Source organism: Rhodoferax sp. TH121 (assembly GCF_002251855.1).
GTDB lineage: Bacteria > Pseudomonadota > Gammaproteobacteria > Burkholderiales > Burkholderiaceae_C > Allorhodoferax.
In genome coordinates this window covers 30,138-47,639 of the sequence record NZ_NOXW01000015.1, presented here as the reverse complement: position 1 = coordinate 47,639, position 17,502 = coordinate 30,138, and the positions used below count along the sequence as shown (strand labels likewise).

Genomic DNA, 17,502 nt, shown 5'->3' with positions numbered 1-17,502 from the left:
GGTCTCCCTTGTGTAGGTCTGAACAACTCAGGCCAGCGCTGCGCTGGCGGCACGCACTGCGGCGCGGTAAGTGTCCTTGTGCACGTAATAGGCCATGCGCTCCAACTTGAGGTAGCGATAGCCACCACTCAGGTCTGGCGGCGGGCCTTGCTTGGCGCGAGTGAGTGCGGCGGCGGCGGGGCTGCCCGCGTCGCGCGCCTTGAAGTAGCGCGCCACCAGCTCGCCCTGCTCGTAGCGACCTTGCCAGCCAATGCCGCTGGCTTCGATCATGCCCATCACCGCCAGGTTGTCGAACTGCGGCGAAAAGATGTTGAGGTAGAGCTGGGGCGACATGCCCCGCCAGTTCAGCAGCGCCGGGTCCATGAAGGGGTAGTGCAGGCGGTAGCCGGTGGCGCAGAGGATCAGGTCGTAGTCCTTGGCGCTGCCGTCCTTGAAGTGCACCGTGTGGCCGTCCAGCCGCGCAATGTCGCCCTTCACATGCAGGTCACCATGGCCCAGGTGGTGCAGCACCAGCGAGTTCACCACGGGGTGCGATTCGTACATCTTGTAGTCCGGCTTGGGAAAGCCAAAACGGCTGGGGTCGCCGGTGAACCAGCCCAGCACGGTGCTGTCCACCTTCTGCTTGAGCCAGGCCGGCAGCTTGATCTTGCCGCCCAACGTGTCCGCCGGTTTGCCGAACACGTACTTGGGCACAAAGTAGTAGCCGCGGCGCACCGAGATGTCCACGCTCTGCGCGGCGTGCACTGCGTCCACCGCAATGTCGCAGCCCGAGTTGCCCGCGCCCACCACCAGCACGCGCTTGCCGCGAAAAAGCTCAGCGCTCTTGTAGGCTGCGGTGTGCAGCAGCTCGCCGTCAAAGTGCCCTTCAAACCTCGGCATATTGGGCTCGGCCAGCGTGCCGTTGGCGATCACCACGCCCTTGAATTCGGCGCTCTGTACCGCGCCATCGGCCGTCTGCCACTGCACGGTCCACAGCGGCGCCACGCCTTCGCCTAGCGGCCGCACCGACAGCACTTTGGCACCGAAGTGAAAGTGCTTGCGCAAGCCAAAGTGCTCGGCAAAGTCAAAGAAATACTGGCGCATCTCCTTGTGGCTGGGGTAGTCGGCCACTTCGGCGCGCATGGGGAACTCGCTGAACTCGGTGGTGGTCTTGCTGGAGATCAGGTGGGCCGACTCGTAGACCGTGCTGCGCGGGTTGTCGATGTTCCACAGGCCACCCACATCCCTGTGGGTCTCGAAGCCCTGGAAAGGCAGGCCCAGCTTCTGCAGGTTGCGGGCGGCGGCCAGGCCGCTGGGGCCGGCGCCAATCAAGGCGATGCACTCGCGCGTGGGTGGGTGCGGGGGGAAGATGCTCATCAGGTCTCTCTCGGGTTCTTATGAAGTCTGTAGCCCTTACTGGCGGGGCGGCAAGCCCGGAATGGCCGTGGCTCCGGCCTCGCCCACACGCGGCTTGCGCGGCTGACCCAGCAGGATGCGATCGTGCCAAGCAGCAGGCAACAGGCCCAGCGCGCGCGACAGCCAACCCATGCGGCGCGGCAGCACGATGTGCTCGCGCCCGCGCGCGACGCCGGCCAGCAGCGCACGCGCCGCGTCGTCGGCCTCCATGAGGCCCGGCATCACAAACTGGTTGCCCGCCGTGAGCGGCGTGCGCAGGTAGCCCGGGCTCACCGTGTGTACCCGCAGGCTGCTGCCGCGCAGCTCCGCGCGCAGGCTTTCCAGGTAGCGAATGAGCGCGCCCTTGCTCGCGCAGTAGGCACCATTGCCCGGCATGCCGCGCCAGCCGGCCAGACTGGCCACGCCCACCAAACTGCCTCGGCCCTGGGCGCGCATGGAATCCAGAAAAGGCTGGAAAGTGGTGGCCACACCCAGCACATTGATCTCCAGCATGCGGCGCATCACGGCCAGGTCATCGGCCTGGGCCGTATCAAAGCCGCCTGCTACACCCGCATTGGCAATCAACAGATCGGGCACACCAAAGCGACCCACCCAATCCTGCGCGCAGGCCTGCATGGCCGCGGGGTCGGCCACATCGGGCGTGTAGACCGCGCAGCGGTAGGGAGCGGTGGCGGCCAATGCGTCCAGCGCGGTGCGGTTCAGCCCCACCAGCGCCACCACTGCGCCGCGGGCCAACAACTGGCGCGCCAGCTCCTGCCCCAGACCGCCACAAGCGCCCGTGAGCACAGTGTTCTGGAAGGGAAACGATGGTTGGGACTGGTGTGCAGACATAGGGACGAGCATAATCAGCGCCCTTATTCATCTCGAATATTTGTATATATTTGTCTCGAATTTCGGAACAAATACCGAATCTATGGAAAAACCTACGCCCGCACTGCGCATGTTCGAGTTGCTGGACCTGGTGTGCGCCACCGGCCAGCCCTTCAGCCTGGCCGACGCCGTGCGCAGCAGCGGCTGGCCCAAGCCCAGCGTACACCGCATGCTCGCGCAACTGGAGGCCGGCGGGCTGATCACCCGAGAACCCGGCGGCCGGCTCTATGCGCCTGCGGCGCGCCTGGTGCGCCTGGCCGAGAACGTGCTCAGTGCCGACACACGGCGCGGCGTACGCCATGCGGTGCTGCGCCAGTTGGTCAGCGTCGTGGGAGAGAGCTGCAACCTCACGGCCCTGAGCGGCACCGATGTGATGTACCTGGACCGCGTGGAGTCCGCCTTTCCGTTGCGCATGGAGCTCAAAGCCGGTACCCGCGTGCCCATTCACTGCTCGGCCAGCGGCAAGCTGTTCCTCGCCCACATGGCTGAACAGGCGCGCGCCGCCTTGCTGGAGAGCCTCCCCCTGCCCCGCTACACCGCCACCACCCTCACCCAGCGCCAGGCGCTGGAAGACGAGCTGGCGCAGATCGTGCGCCAGGGCTATGCCGTGGATGCCGAGGAGTTTGTGGACGGCTTGGTGTGTGTGGCGGTGCCGGTGTTGCAGCCGGGCAGCCGCGCGGTGCGCACCGCCGTGGCCTTGCAGGCCCCCGCAGCCCGCATGCCCCTGCAGCAGGCCTTGCAGCATGTGCCCCAGCTGCTGGAAGCAGCGACCGCCTTGGGGCGCACGCTCGCCTGATTGCTCAGGTCTGCCGTACGCCGCAAACCAAGGTGCCTGGGTCGTTGTGGGCGATGGCCAGTTCGTCTTTGGCATACGACACCGCCATATCGCGCGGTAAAGTCACGCCGTTTTTTACCGCCAGTATTTCGGCCATCACACTCACCGCAATTTCAGGCGGTGTCTTGCTACCGATGTAGATGCCAATGGGGCCACGCAGACGCGCCAGAGTCTCTGGCGTCTGGTCCAGATATTCCAGCATGCGCTGGCGGCGCACGGCGTGGTTGCGGCGGGAGCCAATGGCTCCAATGTAGAAGGCGTCAGACTGCAGGGCTTCCAGCAGCGCCAGATCGTCGAGCTTGGGGTCGTGCGTGAGCGCAATGACACAACTTCGGCGATCCGGCTTGAAGGCAGTGACGACCTCGTCGGGCATGGCGCTGCTCACTATCACACCGGGCACACCCCAGGCGCCACGGTACTCATCGCGCGGGTCACACACGGTCACCGCAAAACCGCAGAACTGCGCCATGGTGGCCACATATTCGCTGAGCTGGCCAGCACCGATGATGAGCAAACGGTATTCAGGCCCAAAGGTATTGACCAACTCGCTCTCTGACAGGCTGAGCGCAGCTGGAGTACTGGCGGTCTGCAGACTGGTCACGCCATCTGCCAACTGCACCGTGCGCCGCACCAACTGCCCCTGTTCCAGACGGGCAAGCAAGTCGGCCAAGTTGGCGGCATCGGGATCAAACTCCAGCAACAGCTCCAATGTGCCACCACAGGGCAGGCCGAAGCGGTGCGCCTCGTCGGCCGTAACGCCGTACTTCACGCGCTGCGGCGGCCCGCCAGGTATCTGCTGTACACCATCACTGCAAGCAGCCCCGGCTGACGCGTAGGCCTTCGTGAAGCGAAAGATCAAATCGTCCTCAATACACCCGCCCGACACCGAGCCGACCACGGAACCGTCTTCACATAGCGCCAAGATGGACCCCACCGGTCGTGGCGACGAGCCCCAGGTACGCACTACCGTTGCCAACAGCGCGCGCCGCCCGGCCTGACGCCAGCCGCACAAGGCACGCAAAACCATCACATCGAGGTTTTCCATGGGCCGGGGCCTTGCAGCGGGGCTAAACGCCCACGTTGCGCATCCAGTCTGCCGTCTGGAAAAACGAAGTTTTCAGACGCTCGCGCAGTTCCGCGGGAATGCCGGTGTCCCCCATGGCCTGATCCATGCAGGCCAGCCATTGGTCACGCTCCAGAATGCCGATCTTGAAGGGCATGTGGCGCGCGCGCAGGCGCGGGTGGCCAAAGCGCTCGACAAAGTAGTCGGGCCCGCCCAACCAACCGCACAAAAACCAGAACAGGTGGTCGCGCGCTTTGTCCAGCGTGCTGCCATGCGCGGCACGCAAGGCGGTGTAGCCGGGTTCCAGGTCCATTAGGTCGTAAAAACGGTCCACCAGGCTGCGGACCACAGACTCACCGCCAATCCACTCAAAGGGGGTGCGGGCTTGATCGGGGGTATCACTCATGCCCTTTTATAGCCCACAAACACCAGCGCTGCACTCACCGCAGCCACCTGCGCGGCGATGCACTGCACGGGCGTGGCGCGCCGGCTGTCGGGGTAGACCTCGGTGGTGCAGGTGTAGCGCGCGCCGCTCACGCTGGCGCACAGGCCCAGCTCAGCCATCGCGTAATGGATCACACCGGGTGCCACCATCGGCGAGCCGATCAGGCAACCTTGTGCGTCCGCTTGGGCAATGTGGGTAACGCGCCGCACGGCATCGATGATGGCCTGCTGAAAGGCAGGTTGTGGGTTGGCGCTATCGTCCACCACATAAAAGCCGTCGGGGATGGTGCCGGGCTCAAATGGTTTGCCATCACGCGCGGCCACGGCGGGACGGTACTCGCTCTCGTCGGTGTCGGTGGTTTCGTGCAGGTCGATGTGGGCGGTAATCTGGCCACGCAGTGGAGCCACCAAGCGCATGAGCGCGGCGCTCTCTAGCACGGGGCTGCCCTCGCAGAAGTTGCGGTTGGGGTCCAGCGCGTCAGGGTTCCAGCGCAGGATGCGCTCGTAGGCCCAGGGGCTCACGCAGGGTGCAACCAACAGGTTGACCCGCCCCGCGTAGTCGGCCGCAAGCGCGTCCACACAATGCAGTGCGCCCTGCACTCCGCTGGTCTCGTAACCATGCACCCCGCCGGTCACCAGCACGGTGGGCAAAGTCGCATTCCAGTCGCGACTGCGGATGGCCATGAGCGGGAAGTGCTCGTCGCCGTAGACCACCTCGCCATAGGTGTTCACCGCAAAGCGTGGGCGCAGGCGCTCTACTGCGGCCAGCACATCGTCGGCGTAACTGCGCTGGCGCGTTTGGCGCGCGCGCCACTGGGCGCGTTCTGCAGCGCCCCAGGGCTGCCCCGGGGTGCCAATGGGGTAAGGAGGTGCGGTGCGCATGGGGAGGTGTGAGATTTGAGGTCTGTAAAACGCTACGATTTTAGTAGCTGCTTGCGCAAACGCTGTGCGGGTCATAGGCACTTTTTGCATAAAAATGGACTACCCGGCTTGCCAAGCGGCGCAGCGCTGGCAATACTGCGGCCTCTGAACAAGGGAGACAGCCATGGTGACGGTGGAGTTTGCCGCCAGCTTGCGGCGCCATGTGGAATGTGCCCCCCAACAGGTGGCGCCCGCCAGCCTGATGGCGGTACTCGATGCCGCGCTGGCAGCGGCTCCGGGCCTGCGCCACTATGTGCTGGACGACCAGAGCCACATCCGCAAACACGTGGCTGTGTTCATCAACAAGACCATGGTGATGGACCGCCAGACCCTCACCCAGCCTCTGGTCGATGGCGACAAGGTACTGGTCATACAGGCCCTGACCGGCGGCTAACGCAGTGCAGAGGAAACATGACGTATGCAAACACTCTTGGTTGCCAGTCGTAAAGGCTTGTTTGTGGTGCGTGGCCGGGGCGCGCAGTGGGGGGTTGTGAGCCACCACTTTACGGGCGACCCGGTCACCCAGGTGTTGGCCGATCCGCGCACCGGCCATTGGTTCGCAGCACTGCGTATGGGCCACTTTGGCGTCAAGCTGCGCAAAAGCACCGACCACGGTGCCAATTGGACCGAGATGGCCGCCCCCGCTTTCCCACCCAAGCCTGACAGCGGCCCCTTGGCCAATGACCCCACGCCCTGGAATGTGGACCAGATCTGGGCGCTTGCCCCCGGCGGCATGGCTGAACCTGGCACCCTGTGGGCCGGCTGCATGCCAGCAGGCTTGTTCAAATCGGAGGATGGTGGCGCCAGCTGGGCCCTTTGCACCGCCTTGTGGGAAGACCCGCGCCGCCCGGGGTGGTTTGGGGGCGGCAACGACTTTCCGGGCATGCACTCGGTGCTGGTGGACCCGCGCGATGCACACCACATCCGCGTTGGCATTTCCTGCGGTGGCGTGTGGCAAACGCGGGATGGCGGTGCCAGTTGGGCCCTCACCGCGGCCGGGATGACCGCGGACTACCTGCCTGCCGACAACGCTGATGACCCCAACACCCAAGACCCCCACCGTATGGTGCAGTGCACCGCGCAGGCCGATGTGCTGTGGGTGCAGCACCACTGTGGCATTTACCGCAGCACCAACGGCGGACAGTTGTGGGCGCACGTTGCGGCGCCCACCCCCTCCGGTTTTGGCTTTGCTGTGGCCTGCGACCCGCAAGACCCGCTGCGCGCCTGGTTTGTACCGGCAGCCGCTGACACCCACCGTTATCCGGTGGACGGCAAGCTCGTAGTCAACCGAACGGACGACGGTGGCAAGACCTTCCGGACCTTCAGCGCCGGCCTGCCACAGACCCACGCCTACCACCTGGTCTACCGCCACGGCCTGGCGCTGGCAGCAGACTGCCAGACGCTCGCCATGGCATCCACCACCGGCGGCCTGTGGGTCAGCACGGATGCCGGAGAACACTGGCATAGCGTCAGCCACGATCTGCCACCCGTGGCAGCACTGGGCTGGGTAGCCTGAGCGCTACGCCACTTTCCAGTAACCCCACGGCCTTCGGCTTATTCGGCGGGTGATACCTTCTCGCCCCTTGTTGACTCACTCTTTGGACCGATTTCCCATGCTATTCAATCCCCTGCAAGTTGGCGCACTGACCCTTCCCAACCGCTTTGTGCTGGCCCCGCTCACACGCACCCGCGCGGGCATGGAACACCTGCCCAACGACCTGATGGCCGAGTACTACGCGCAACGCGCCAGTGGCGGCCTCTTGATCACCGAATGCACCATGGTGCAGGAAGATACCTCGGCCTTTGTGGCTGAGCCCGGTATTTACTCCGCAGCACAGATTGAAGGCTGGAAGAAAACCACCGCCGCCGTGCACGCCAAGGGCGGGCGCATCTTCCTGCAGATCTGGCACGCTGGCCGCGCCGCACACCCCGACATCAACGGTGGCCAGCGCACCGTGTCCAGCAGCGCCACTGCCATTGAGGGCGAAATCCACACGCCGGCCGGCAAGGTCCCCCATGCCGTGCCGCACGCGCTGAGCACCGACGAGATTGCCAACATCGTGGCAGCCTTCGCGCAAGGGGCCAAAAATGCCATCGAAGCCGGCTTTGACGGCGTGGAAGTGCACGGCGCCAATGGCTACCTGATTGACCAGTTCCTGCGCGACGGCTGCAACCAGCGCACCGATGCGTATGGTGGCACTGTCGAAAACCGGGCGCGCTTTTTGTTTGAAGTACTGACGGCTGTGAGCGCCGCCATTGGTGCAGACCGTGTAGGCCTGCGCCTTTCGCCGCTGAACAGCTACAACAGCATGAAGGACAGCGACCCCGTGGGCCTGACCGCCTACCTGGCCGAGAAGCTCAACGACTTCAAGCTGGCCTACCTGCACCTGATGCGCGCAGATTTCTTTGGCGTGCAAAAGGCCGACGTCGTGACGGTGGCTCGCGAGAGATTCAAGGGAGTACTGATCGGCAACATGGGCTACAGCGCTGAAGAGGCTGAGCAGGCGATCAAAGAAGGCAAACTGGATGCGGTGGCGTTTGGCAACAGCTACATTGCAAACCCCGACCTGCCAGAACGTGTGAAGGCCGGGGCGGAACTCAATGTGCCTGACAGCAGCACCTACTACACGCCCGGCGCCAAGGGTTACACCGATTACCCCACGATGTAAGAGGGGAGCGGCCGGGGCCGCCCATGCGAAGGCTTATAGGCCTTCGTGGCGGTCGGCAGCAGCGAACAGGTCGTTCGCGAATTCGGGATCGCTGCTCTGGATTTGCGCTGCATATGTACGCAGCGCTTCAGCCTCTTGGTAGGCAGTTCTGGCAGCGGAAGATTTGGTACCCACCGCAGCTTGCCACAGGGCCACAACCAAGGCCTGGCTGGCAGCCAGCAGCGCTTGCAGGGATGCACCCACGGTAGGCTGGGCGCTGGAAGGCAGAGTGAGGCTGTTCAATGTGGTGGTGGCCATGGCGGGCTCCTTGAGATAAGTAAAAACAACTGATGTTGCGCCGCAGTATAGGGTAAACCCTATGTCCGATGCAAGGGTTTACCCTAGTACTCTGTTGTTTCAGTTAGACAGCCAGCCCTAAGTCCGCTTCAGGGCAGACGCTCTACCCGGTAGCCCTTGTCCGCCAACATGCGCACTACGCCATCGCGCCCCACCAGGTGTAGCGCCCCCACCACCACCAAAGCCCGCCCGCCAGCCTTCTTGCCATCTAGCAAGGCCTGCAGGTGGGGTAACCAAGCGCGGTTGCGGTCCACGATGAGACGGGTGTAGAGCGCCGGAAACCGCGCCCGCAAATCGGCCATGCTCTCGCGCTCCAGCACCTTGGCATCCCCCTCGCGCCAAGCGCGGTGCAGGGTGTCGGTTTGGCCCGGCATATCTTGCAGGTCGATCAAAGTCTCCGCCAGAAAATCCGCTTGGGTGGCGGTATCCATGCTGTCGAGCATCTGGATTTGCGCGCCCGCCGTCTCCAGACCCCAGGTCGGTTTTTGGCTGCGGGCAGCGGCCTGCATCAAATGCTGGTCCAACCCCAATGCCGGAGAAAAGCCCAGCTTCTGGAACTCCGACAGCGTCAAGGCCAGCGCAACAAACCAGGGCTTGAAAGGCTGCAGCGGCTCCAACGGCATACCGGCCTTGGCCGCATAGGCACGCAGAGCAGCCCAGGTCTTGGGGGGCAGCGCCTGCTGCAAAATCCGGCCATCGGTACGTAAGGCTGCCCGACTCATCCGGTCGGCCAGGTCGGCCGACTCCATCTCCTGCGGCGACACCTCGAAGTACAGCTGCTGTACGTCCGCCATCGCGGCATCTACGCTGGGCGCCAGCGGGTAGTCCGTGGGCTTGAGCAGGTGAAAGGAGCCCAGCAGGTACATGCTGTTGGAGCCACTGCTCACCTTCCACAACAGCGGCACGGGGGCCTGGGCCCATGCCAGGCCCGCTGACAACACCAGCCACCACGTCAACACCAGTTTTTTCATCATTACCGTCTCCACGCGCTACCAGCTCTTTCAAAGCGATCGGGCTACCCGAAAGCCGATGGCGTCACTGGGCTCCGTCGTGATGGCCTGTGCACGCTTGGTGGCGCGCAAAGAGGCACCATCCTGGTTCCAGGCTCCACCGCGCACCACACGTGAAAATGCCGCACCAGGTGCATCGCTCACCCACGCACTGCCGTCCTTGGTGGCAAACATGTAGTTCTTGTAGAAGACGTCCTGCGTCCACTCGGCTACATTGCCCAGCATATCGAACAGGCCAAACGCATTCGGCGGAAAGCTTCCCACCGGCGCGGTATGCACCCAGGCATCGCGCCCCTCAGCCAGTCCTTCACAACAGGTTTCGCTGCCGTAATTTGCGTATTCACGACTGGGCATATCGCCCCACACGTACAGATTGCTGGTACCGGCCCGGGCCGCGTATTCCCACTCCGCCTCGCTAGGCAGGCGGTAGGTCTTGCCGCTCAAGGCACTGAGCTTGGCCAAATACTCCTGAACCTCATCCCAGTTCACCGAATCCACCGGACACTGCGGCCCGCAAGCACCGTTCGCGCTAGGTGTGCTGTTCATCACGGCCTTCCATTGGGCTTGCGTTACTTCCATGCGCCCCAGGTAAAACGCATTGAGGGTGACCTTGTGCTCCGGCCGCTCGTTGGACAGACCATCCTGCCGCCCCATGGTGTAACTGCCCGCCGGCACCTGCACCAACTCGGGACACAGCTCGCAGTCCTTTTGCAGCGGTGCCCCCTGTGCCAGTGCCGAGCCAAGCGTGAAACAGCTACCCAATACGAAACCGCAAGCCATCAGTATTTTTTTCATATATCTCCCTTGAATGCTTCAAACCCCAAGGACGGCACTGTAGTACGGGGCACGTCGCCTCCCGGCTTGCAAAAAATACTTACCCCGTGCGCCTGTGGGCTGCTTTGTGGATAAGCGTGTTCACAAGCCCGCAAAGCCGCGCCAGGATTGGCCCCGGACAGCGCGCCTATTTTTTGAGCAGTCGCTGAGGCTTCCGTTTGAGTGGCTGAATCTTGTGGTAACGGGAGTACAAGCTGGGTTAATCTCGCGGCCTTTGCCACTGAGCGCGTGCCCTAAACCCATGGCCCAACCCGATTTCAGCCCCTCTGCCGAGCGCAACAAACAGCCAATCCTGGAAACGCTACAAACCTTTCTGCCTGCGCAGGGCACGGCACTGGAGATTGCCTCGGGCACCGGCCAGCATGTGGTGTGGCTGGCGCAGCACATGCCGCTTTGGACCTGGCAGCCCACCGAGGTGCACCCAGGGGCGCTCTACAACATCGAAGTGCGCGCCACCGAGGCCGACCTGGCCAATGTGAATGTGGCGCTGCCGCTGGACGTGTGCAAGACGCCCTGGCAGCTGGAAGACACGCCGTTTGATTTGATTTTGTGCATCAACATGCTGCATATTGCACCTTGGGCCGCTTGCGCCGCGCTGATGCAAGGCTCAGCCACGCACCTGAAGCCGGGCGGTGTTCTGGTTACCTACGGTCCCTACTTCGAGGCCGACGTCGTGCCCACGCAAAGCAACCTGGACTTTGACCAGAGCCTGCGCACGCATGACCCCAGTTTTGGCATTCGCCAGCTCGCGGATGTGCAAGCGCAAGCTGCTCTGGCGTGCCTGCACCTGCAGGCACGCCACGCAATGCCGGCCAACAATCTGCTGCTGGTCTGGGGCCGCACCCCAGCCTGAGCCGAGGCGCTAGGCCAGCTTCTCGACCGACACCGGATAGCGCGCCTGCCCTGTGGCGGCAAAGTGGTCGATGTTGTCCAGCGTGGTGGCCGCAATGGCGGTCAGCGCGTCTTCGGTAAAAAAGGCCTGGTGCCCGGTCACCACCACATTGGGGAAGGTGAGCAGGCGCGCAAACACATCGTCCTGGATGGCGGCGCCCGACAGGTCGCGGAAGAACAGGTCGCCCTCTTCCTCGTAGACGTCCAGCCCCAGCGCGCCCAGCTGCCCGCTCTTGAGCGCATCGATGGCGGCCCGCGTGTCCACCACGGCGCCGCGGCTGGTGTTGACCAGCATGGCACCGCGCTTCATGCCGGCAAAGGCCGCTGCGTCAATCAGGTGGTGGGTCTGCGGTGTGAGCGGGCAATTCAAGCTCACCACGTCGCTGCGCGCCAGCAGCTCGGGCAGCGGCACGTACTGCACGCCCAAGGCGACACAGGCCGGGTTGGGCTGCGGGTCGGTTGCCAAGAGCGTGCAGCCAAAGCCGGTCATCAGACGGCAAAAGGTTTCGCCAATGCGGCCCGTGCCCACCACGCCGATAGTGCGGCCATGCAGGTCGAAACCCAGCAGGCCATCGAGCGCAAAGTTGCCTTCGCGCACCCGGGCGTAGGCGCGGTGGATCTTGCGGTTGAGCGTGAGCACCAGGGCCAGCGTGTGTTCGGCCACAGCGTAGGGCGAGTACTCGGGCACGCGCCCCACGGCCAGGCCTAGATCGGCCGCAGCCGCCAGGTCCACCTGGTTGAAGCCGGCACAGCGGAGCAGCAACAGGCGCACGCCCAGCGCGTGCAGGGCCTGCAACACGGGACGGGGCAGATGGTCGTTCACAAACACGCACACTGCATCCGCCCCGGCGGCCGTGGCTACGGTTGTCGCGTCCAGCCGCACCTCCAGAAAGGTCCATCGGTGTGGCGTGCCTTGTGCGGCTGCACTCAGGGCGGCACGGTCATAGGGGCGGGTGCTGTAAACGGCAATGTGCATGGCAGGATGGTTGGGATGCAAAGGGTGTCATCCATCTTACGGCGGGCTGGGTTAACCTCGCCGCCTCAGCCACCAAGGAAATCCATGAAAAAACTCCACGTCACTATCAAGCTCGAAATGTCGGTCCCCGACGAATGGGAGCTGGTCGAAACCTCCGAGGGCACGCCCGTACTGAGTCTGCCCAACGGCCAGTTCCTGGACATGGCCATCGAACCCCTGTTTGCCACCAACCCCGAAGAAACCTGGTCCAGCACCGAGAGCGAGGACGAGCTCAACGACATCCTGGACATGGTGGAGAGCGAGGAAGTTGCCTATGAGTTCGTGACCCACTGAGGCCCCGGCGGGCTACGCCCTTCAGGCCAGACCCAGCGCGTGGAAGACGCGTATGGCCCCGTAGGCGTCATTCGCGGCATAGACCAGCTGGGACTCCGTCAACCGCGCACTGGCCCAGTTGCTGGTAGCGGCTTTTTTGGACTTCATGAAGCGCTGCTGGAACAGCACCGCCACTGCGCCTTTCACGCCCATGTCCTTGCGGTAACCGCGCTCGCGGAACACCGTGTTGAGCTCCAGAATGCCCTGGAGCTGCACCCCCAGCTTGCCCACAATGCGTTTCTTGTCGTCGCCCAAGCCAAAACCGGCCTTGGCAATGCCACCCAGCGCCAGCAGCTCGGCAGCCACGGCGGTGCAGGCTGGGTCCAGCAGTTGGAACACCCAGGCATGCTGCGGCGTGGCTAGTTGCAGGATGTGCGGCCCGTCGGACACCTCACCGACCTTGAAGGTGGGTTTGGACTCGGTGTCAAAACCCCAGGCCGAGGTGTCGGTCAGGGCGGCATAGGCCTCTTTGGCCTCTGCGCCAGTACTCACCAGGGTGATGCGGTCCAGCCCCAGACGCTCAAAGGGCGGCAGCTGGGCAATGGTGTCTTTGTCGGGGGTGGGGTGGCGTTCCTGCATGGGGCGTATCATCGCCCACCCGCCTCTATCGGCCCAGGACTCCCATGAAAAAGACTTTCCCCCTCGCCGTAGAAGGCAAACACCCCGAGCGCCTGCTCGAAGCCACCAAGCACGAAATCCGCAAGTACCTCAAGCGCGAACGCCGCCGTGCCCTGCCCGAGGGCGTGGACTACTGGGACTTTGACTGCCGCTTTGGCCCCACCCAGGACACGGCACAGACCGCCCACGTGGCCGAGCTGACCAAGCTGATTGACGCCCTGGTGCAATGCGGTGGTACGCAGTTTTATGTAGAAATTCTGGCCAAACACGGCGTGCGCAAGGCACGCGATCCGGGCGCAGCGCCCACGGCGGGCGACTTTCTGGACGCCTGAAGCTGGGCCGCGGGCTGCGCTGCCGCTAGATGCGGCCAGCCAGTGCCCCCGCCTGCGCCAGCCAGCGTGCGCGGTGCGCGGGTGTGGAGCTGACCACTGGCCCCAATGACAAGGTCTTGCGCACCCGAATGCCACAAAACTCCAGCGTTGTCTTGCGCATCTGGTGGATCGCCGGCATGCGATAAAACCAGCGGAAGTACCAGGGCGGTGTGTCCATGGGCACCAGCAAATGCGCGGTGCGCCCCTTGAGCAGTGGCACCGGAAACGGTGACCCTGCGTTGAACTTGAAGGCATAGCCTGAGATGAAGGTGCGGTCCAGAAAACCCTTGAGCAGCGCCGGCACCCCGCCCCACCACACTGGAAACACCCAGGCCATGTGCTGCGCCCAGGCCATGCTGTCCTGCGCGGCCAGCAGGTCGGACTCCAGCGCCTGCTGGTGCGGGTTGCTGCCGTGCAGCAGCGGATCAAAGTTCAGGTCGGCCAGATGCAACGTACGCACCGTGTGGCCCGCAGCACGCGCAGCCGCGGCATAGGTGTCGGCCAGAGCTGCGCTGAAGGTGTTGTGGCCGGAGTGGCCCAGAATGACGAGGACGTTTTTGCCAGCGGGCAAGGACATGGTTGCAGTTCCGGTAGTGGAGGAACAGCAACCCTAAGTCTGCCCCTAGGGGCAGAGTCAAGCGCAGGCGGCCAGGGGCACAGGCAATTGCGTCCCGGTGCAGGCAGTAATTTCAGTCTGAATGGCCTGCAGCTGGGCATCCAGAGCCTGCAAGCGGGTCACCTCCAAGGCAATCTCGGTACGGCGCTGCCCGACCTGGCGCAACAACGCATCCCAATCAGGCTCCGCCGTGCGTCCCCGTAGCACGGGCACTACCTCGGCCAAGCGCAAGCCCATGGCCTGGGCCTGCTTGATCATGCGCACCAGCACCAGGTGCTGTTCGGTGTAGACGCGGTACTTGCCCAGGCGCTGCACGCGGCCCAGCAGCCCTAGTGATTCATAGAGACGGATGGCTTTGGCGCTGGCACCGCTCTCGGCGGCCAGTGCTCCGATGTACATCACTATCAGCGCCCCCCTGCCGCGCGCAGCAGCTCGGCCACATGCACCTGCTTGCGCGCCAAGGCGTGCCGCAAAGGGGTCACACCTTGGGCGTCGGCAAGGTTGACATCGGCCTTGGCAGCAATCAGCATGCGAACAATTTCTGCATGTGCCAGCCCACCATCGCCCAGGATCACGGCTTCCAGAAGCGCCGTCCATCCCAAGTTGTTGATGTGATCGACAGCAATACGGGTGGTGAGCAGCAGGCGTACCGTCTCCACATGGCCATAGTGGCAGGCCGGAATCAGGGCGGTGCCACCATAGCGGTTGGTGCTGGCCAGATCCGCCCCTGCGGTCAGGGTGAGCTGCACGATGTCGGTATAGCCGCTGGCACTGGCCAGCAAGAAGGCACTGTCTTGCTGTGCATCCTGCGCGTTGACATTGGCCCCACGCGACACCAGTAGGCGCACCACTTCCACATGCTTGCCTTGGGTTGCCGCCAGCACCGGGGTGGCATTGCCGCTGCGTTCCGTATTGGCGCGCGACTCGATGGGCGCTCCGCCGTCCAGCAACAGCAAGACCTTTCCCAGCTGTCCGCGCGCCGCCGCATCGACCAACTCTGGGCTGTTGCCCGTCAGGTGCACGGGTTGTGCCAATACGGTACTGCCCAGCAAACATAGGGCAGTGAGGGCGGCGTGGCGGCGGTTCAGCGTCATTCGGGGCAGTTCTCGGCAAGGCATGCAATGGTATGGGTAGTTGGATGGTCGAGTCATGGCATCAAGCCAGCATAGCGCGCCGCTTGCCAGCCTGTTTCGCACGGTATAGCGCCTGGTCAGCGGCCAATGCCAAGGTTTTGGTGTCCGCGCCATGGCGCGGAAACAGGGCCACACCCGCACTGGCCGACACCGGAGCCAACACCTCCGGGTAAGGCTCTGAAAGCGCCTGCACGATGCGCTCCGCGGTATCCATCGCAGCCACCTGGTCCACCTCGCTGAGCAAAAGGATGAATTCATCCCCGCCGATGCGAGCGACGACATCCGACGCACGGATGGCCGCCTGAATACGCTGCGCCACAGTCTTGAGGACTTCATCCCCCGCTGCGTGCCCCTGGGTGTCATTCACGGTCTTGAAGCCGTCCAAGTCAATGGCCACCACCGCCAGCATCTGGCCACGCCGACGGGCAAACGCCAGGTTGCGCTCCGCCACCTCGTCAAACAAGAGGCGGTTCGGCAACGCGGTTAGGGCATCGTGCTGGGCAAAAAATTTGACCTGCTTCATGGCCTGCGAGGCCTGCAACAAGGCAGCACCGACCGCCTCAGCCTCTTGAAAACGGATGCTAGGGACGACCACGTCTTCCCCATGGCTTAGGGCTTGGGCCGCGTCGTTGAGCTCCCGCACCGAGGCCAACACCCGCAGGGAAATGGTGCGCGCCAGCCATAACCCCAGCCCATAGGCCACCAAAATGCCGCCAATCACCCACCCCAAATGGGCCAGCAAGTCTTGCAGCAACACAGCCCTCGGTGCGCCCACCACGATGCGCCAGCGCCAGGATTTTGAGGTGACGTAAGCGGTAAAGACCGCTTCCCCGTCCTTGGTTTCAGACAGCAGGGTGTCGCTGTCGCGCAGAGCCATGGCGGCCAACAACTCGGGCACGGCGGGCTGGCCCAGGTAGCGCTGCACATCACGCGAGCGCGCCACAATCTGACCGCTGCTATCCAACACCGCCACCAACCAGCCAGGCGGGAGATGCTGATGGCCCAGCAGCGCCTGGATACGCACGGGGTCCAGACCGATGTTGAGGCTGTAGGCCACGTGTTCACCGAGCTTCACAGGCACACCCATGGCAACCGCCTGGCGGCGCGCCACCGGCCCCATGAACAGGTCGGTCAGAACGCTGCTCTGCTCGCTGAATACCCGCGCGAGCTGCGGTGGTGTGCCGACAACTGGCAAAGGCGAGCCCCAAGGACGCAAGGTGTTGAGCAACTGTCGTCCCTGCACGTCGGTCACGATGTAGTTGTAGGCCAGGCCTGCAGACAAGGTCTCGCTGGCGCGTTGGTGAAATCCCTGCAGGTCACCACGCGCCAATTCGGGTGCAGTGGCCATGGCTTTCAGGACCGACTCAATGGATGCCAGATCCCGTTCCAGATCTGCCAGGATGGACTGGCCCAGCAAGACCGTTTGTTGCTCGACTTGCGCGCGGCGCAACTGGTAGGTGGAGTAGGTAAGCAAGCCACTCACCAGCGTCGCAGGCATCACGCAGGCGAATACCAGAAGCCGCAAGTTGCTGCGCAACGAATACGGCCGATCCGACAGCTTGAAGAACAGCATGTAGTGTGTCCCTGACTCTTCTTATTCCCCGCCCCCGACACACTATCGCAGATGCAAGCGCAGCACGCAATTGCTTGCTTGTCTCGCGCCCTTCAAACCCAGGGCAACTGTTTGCGCAGCGCCACCGACACGATAAAAGCCAACACCAACAGGGCCGCCACCAGAGCCGACGCCCGCACAGCCCGCGTGCAGCCGCGCTTGAGTGCCACGCTGCCGAGGACGATGTACACCAACAGTGCCAGCACCTTGGCCGTCAGCCAGCCCTGCGCCAAGGGGTACTGGCCACTCCATACCGCCAAGCCGACAGCACTGAGCAACAGCACAGTGTCAATACCGTGTGGCAACACCCGCACCCAGCCCTGCTGCAGCCGGTGCGGGGCCCACAACATCCACCCGCCCCGCAGGGCAAACAAGCAGCCACTCAGCACAACACAGCTGACATGCAGATGTTTGAGCCAAAGGTAGGTATTCATACGATGAAAAGGCCGCCAAGGACCACATGCTTACTCCTCAAATGATAGTAGGACGCATTGCCGGCACGGCCCTGCCAGGGCCAAGGCCCAAAAAAAATCAAA

Annotated in this window: 22 protein-coding genes; 7 read left to right on the top strand and 15 right to left on the bottom strand. The window is 63.8% G+C overall.

Going from position 1 to position 17,502, the window contains the following annotated elements:
* Window positions 1-27: 27 nt before the first annotated feature.
* Both CHU94_RS01825 and CHU94_RS01820 read right to left on the bottom strand, forming a co-directional pair.
* Window positions 28-1,356: an NAD(P)/FAD-dependent oxidoreductase gene (locus CHU94_RS01825; RefSeq protein WP_094476153.1), complete on the bottom strand. Its 1,329-nt coding sequence runs from the start codon at window positions 1,354-1,356 to the stop codon at window positions 28-30.
* A 36-nt stretch (window positions 1,357-1,392) separates the two neighbouring features.
* Window positions 1,393-2,226, bottom strand: a complete 834-nt coding sequence (locus tag CHU94_RS01820) for an SDR family oxidoreductase (RefSeq protein WP_094476151.1) — start codon at window positions 2,224-2,226, stop codon at window positions 1,393-1,395.
* Between the two features lie 82 nt (window positions 2,227-2,308).
* On the opposite strand from CHU94_RS01820, the gene CHU94_RS01815 reads away from it, so the two are divergent.
* Window positions 2,309-3,061 (top strand): IclR family transcriptional regulator, encoded by a 753-nt coding sequence (locus CHU94_RS01815; protein WP_094476149.1) that lies wholly within the window; start codon window positions 2,309-2,311, stop codon window positions 3,059-3,061.
* Window positions 3,062-3,065: 4 nt separating this feature from the next.
* On the opposite strand, the gene CHU94_RS01810 is transcribed toward CHU94_RS01815, so the two are convergent.
* From CHU94_RS01810 to CHU94_RS01800, 3 genes are read right to left on the bottom strand one after another with little or no spacing between them, the layout of a single operon-like run.
* On the bottom strand, window positions 3,066-4,145 hold the full coding sequence (locus CHU94_RS01810; RefSeq protein WP_094476147.1) for an XdhC family protein: 1,080 nt from the start codon (window positions 4,143-4,145) through the stop codon (window positions 3,066-3,068).
* A gap of 22 nt (window positions 4,146-4,167) precedes the next feature.
* Window positions 4,168-4,569 (bottom strand): group II truncated hemoglobin, encoded by a 402-nt coding sequence (locus CHU94_RS01805; protein WP_094476145.1) that lies wholly within the window; start codon window positions 4,567-4,569, stop codon window positions 4,168-4,170.
* The gene (locus tag CHU94_RS01800; protein WP_094476143.1) at window positions 4,566-5,489 is read right to left on the bottom strand and encodes a M14 family metallocarboxypeptidase; all 924 of its coding nucleotides are present in this window, start codon (window positions 5,487-5,489) and stop codon (window positions 4,566-4,568) included. The genes CHU94_RS01805 and CHU94_RS01800 overlap by 4 nt, the downstream gene beginning before the upstream one ends.
* A 163-nt stretch (window positions 5,490-5,652) precedes the next feature.
* On the opposite strand from CHU94_RS01800, the gene CHU94_RS01795 reads away from it, so the two are divergent.
* The 3 genes from CHU94_RS01795 to CHU94_RS01785 all read left to right on the top strand — a co-directional run bounded on the left by CHU94_RS01795 (window position 5,653) and on the right by CHU94_RS01785 (window position 8,197).
* Window positions 5,653-5,922, top strand: coding sequence for a MoaD/ThiS family protein (locus CHU94_RS01795; protein WP_094476141.1), 270 nt, complete (start codon window positions 5,653-5,655; stop codon window positions 5,920-5,922).
* Window positions 5,923-5,946: 24 nt separating this feature from the next.
* Complete coding sequence (locus CHU94_RS01790) at window positions 5,947-7,044, top strand: sialidase family protein (protein ID WP_094476139.1); 1,098 nt, start codon at window positions 5,947-5,949, stop codon at window positions 7,042-7,044.
* Between the two features lie 97 nt (window positions 7,045-7,141).
* Entirely contained in the window at window positions 7,142-8,197 is a 1,056-nt protein-coding gene (locus tag CHU94_RS01785) for an alkene reductase (RefSeq protein ID WP_094476137.1), read from the top strand.
* A 33-nt stretch (window positions 8,198-8,230) separates the two neighbouring features.
* Here the strand turns inward: CHU94_RS01785 and CHU94_RS01780 are convergent, their stop codons facing one another.
* From CHU94_RS01780 to CHU94_RS01770, 3 genes are all read right to left on the bottom strand, one after another.
* On the bottom strand, window positions 8,231-8,494 hold the full coding sequence (locus tag CHU94_RS01780; protein ID WP_094476135.1) for a hypothetical protein: 264 nt from the start codon (window positions 8,492-8,494) through the stop codon (window positions 8,231-8,233).
* Window positions 8,495-8,622: 128 nt separating this feature from the next.
* Window positions 8,623-9,507 (bottom strand): TraB/GumN family protein, encoded by an 885-nt coding sequence (locus CHU94_RS01775; protein WP_217901280.1) that lies wholly within the window; start codon window positions 9,505-9,507, stop codon window positions 8,623-8,625.
* Between the two features lie 27 nt (window positions 9,508-9,534).
* On the bottom strand, window positions 9,535-10,338 hold the full coding sequence (locus tag CHU94_RS01770; RefSeq protein ID WP_094476133.1) for a formylglycine-generating enzyme family protein: 804 nt from the start codon (window positions 10,336-10,338) through the stop codon (window positions 9,535-9,537).
* Window positions 10,339-10,618: 280 nt separating this feature from the next.
* Between CHU94_RS01770 and CHU94_RS01765 the strand changes: the two genes are divergently transcribed.
* Window positions 10,619-11,230, top strand: coding sequence for a DUF938 domain-containing protein (locus CHU94_RS01765; protein ID WP_094476131.1), 612 nt, complete (start codon window positions 10,619-10,621; stop codon window positions 11,228-11,230).
* A 9-nt stretch (window positions 11,231-11,239) separates the two neighbouring features.
* On the opposite strand, the gene CHU94_RS01760 is transcribed toward CHU94_RS01765, so the two are convergent.
* Window positions 11,240-12,244 carry a 2-hydroxyacid dehydrogenase gene (locus tag CHU94_RS01760; RefSeq protein WP_094476129.1) on the bottom strand — a complete coding sequence of 335 codons (1,005 nt, stop codon included), beginning with the start codon at window positions 12,242-12,244 and terminating at the stop codon, window positions 11,240-11,242.
* Between the two features lie 84 nt (window positions 12,245-12,328).
* On the opposite strand from CHU94_RS01760, the gene CHU94_RS01755 reads away from it, so the two are divergent.
* Window positions 12,329-12,577 (top strand): hypothetical protein, encoded by a 249-nt coding sequence (locus CHU94_RS01755; protein ID WP_094476127.1) that lies wholly within the window; start codon window positions 12,329-12,331, stop codon window positions 12,575-12,577.
* A 21-nt stretch (window positions 12,578-12,598) separates the two neighbouring features.
* Here CHU94_RS01755 and CHU94_RS01750 read toward each other — a convergent pair whose 3' ends face one another.
* On the bottom strand, window positions 12,599-13,195 hold the full coding sequence (locus CHU94_RS01750; protein ID WP_094476229.1) for a 3'-5' exonuclease: 597 nt from the start codon (window positions 13,193-13,195) through the stop codon (window positions 12,599-12,601).
* A 44-nt stretch (window positions 13,196-13,239) separates the two neighbouring features.
* Between CHU94_RS01750 and CHU94_RS01745 the strand changes: the two genes are divergently transcribed.
* On the top strand, window positions 13,240-13,566 hold the full coding sequence (locus CHU94_RS01745; protein ID WP_094476125.1) for a DUF6172 family protein: 327 nt from the start codon (window positions 13,240-13,242) through the stop codon (window positions 13,564-13,566).
* Between the two features lie 25 nt (window positions 13,567-13,591).
* Here the strand turns inward: CHU94_RS01745 and CHU94_RS01740 are convergent, their stop codons facing one another.
* The 5 genes from CHU94_RS01740 to CHU94_RS01720 all read right to left on the bottom strand — a co-directional run bounded on the left by CHU94_RS01740 (window position 13,592) and on the right by CHU94_RS01720 (window position 17,400).
* Window positions 13,592-14,182, bottom strand: a complete 591-nt coding sequence (locus CHU94_RS01740; protein ID WP_094476123.1) for an NAD(P)H-dependent oxidoreductase — start codon at window positions 14,180-14,182, stop codon at window positions 13,592-13,594.
* Between the two features lie 57 nt (window positions 14,183-14,239).
* Window positions 14,240-14,620 (bottom strand): MerR family transcriptional regulator, encoded by a 381-nt coding sequence (locus CHU94_RS01735; protein WP_094476121.1) that lies wholly within the window; start codon window positions 14,618-14,620, stop codon window positions 14,240-14,242.
* 5 nt (window positions 14,621-14,625) lie between these two features.
* Window positions 14,626-15,315: an ankyrin repeat domain-containing protein gene (locus CHU94_RS01730; RefSeq protein WP_094476119.1), complete on the bottom strand. Its 690-nt coding sequence runs from the start codon at window positions 15,313-15,315 to the stop codon at window positions 14,626-14,628.
* Between the two features lie 61 nt (window positions 15,316-15,376).
* Window positions 15,377-16,927 (bottom strand): diguanylate cyclase, encoded by a 1,551-nt coding sequence (locus CHU94_RS01725; protein WP_094476117.1) that lies wholly within the window; start codon window positions 16,925-16,927, stop codon window positions 15,377-15,379.
* 92 nt (window positions 16,928-17,019) lie between these two features.
* Entirely contained in the window at window positions 17,020-17,400 is a 381-nt protein-coding gene (locus CHU94_RS01720) for a SirB2 family protein (RefSeq protein WP_094476115.1), read from the bottom strand.
* Window positions 17,401-17,502 lie beyond the last annotated feature (102 nt).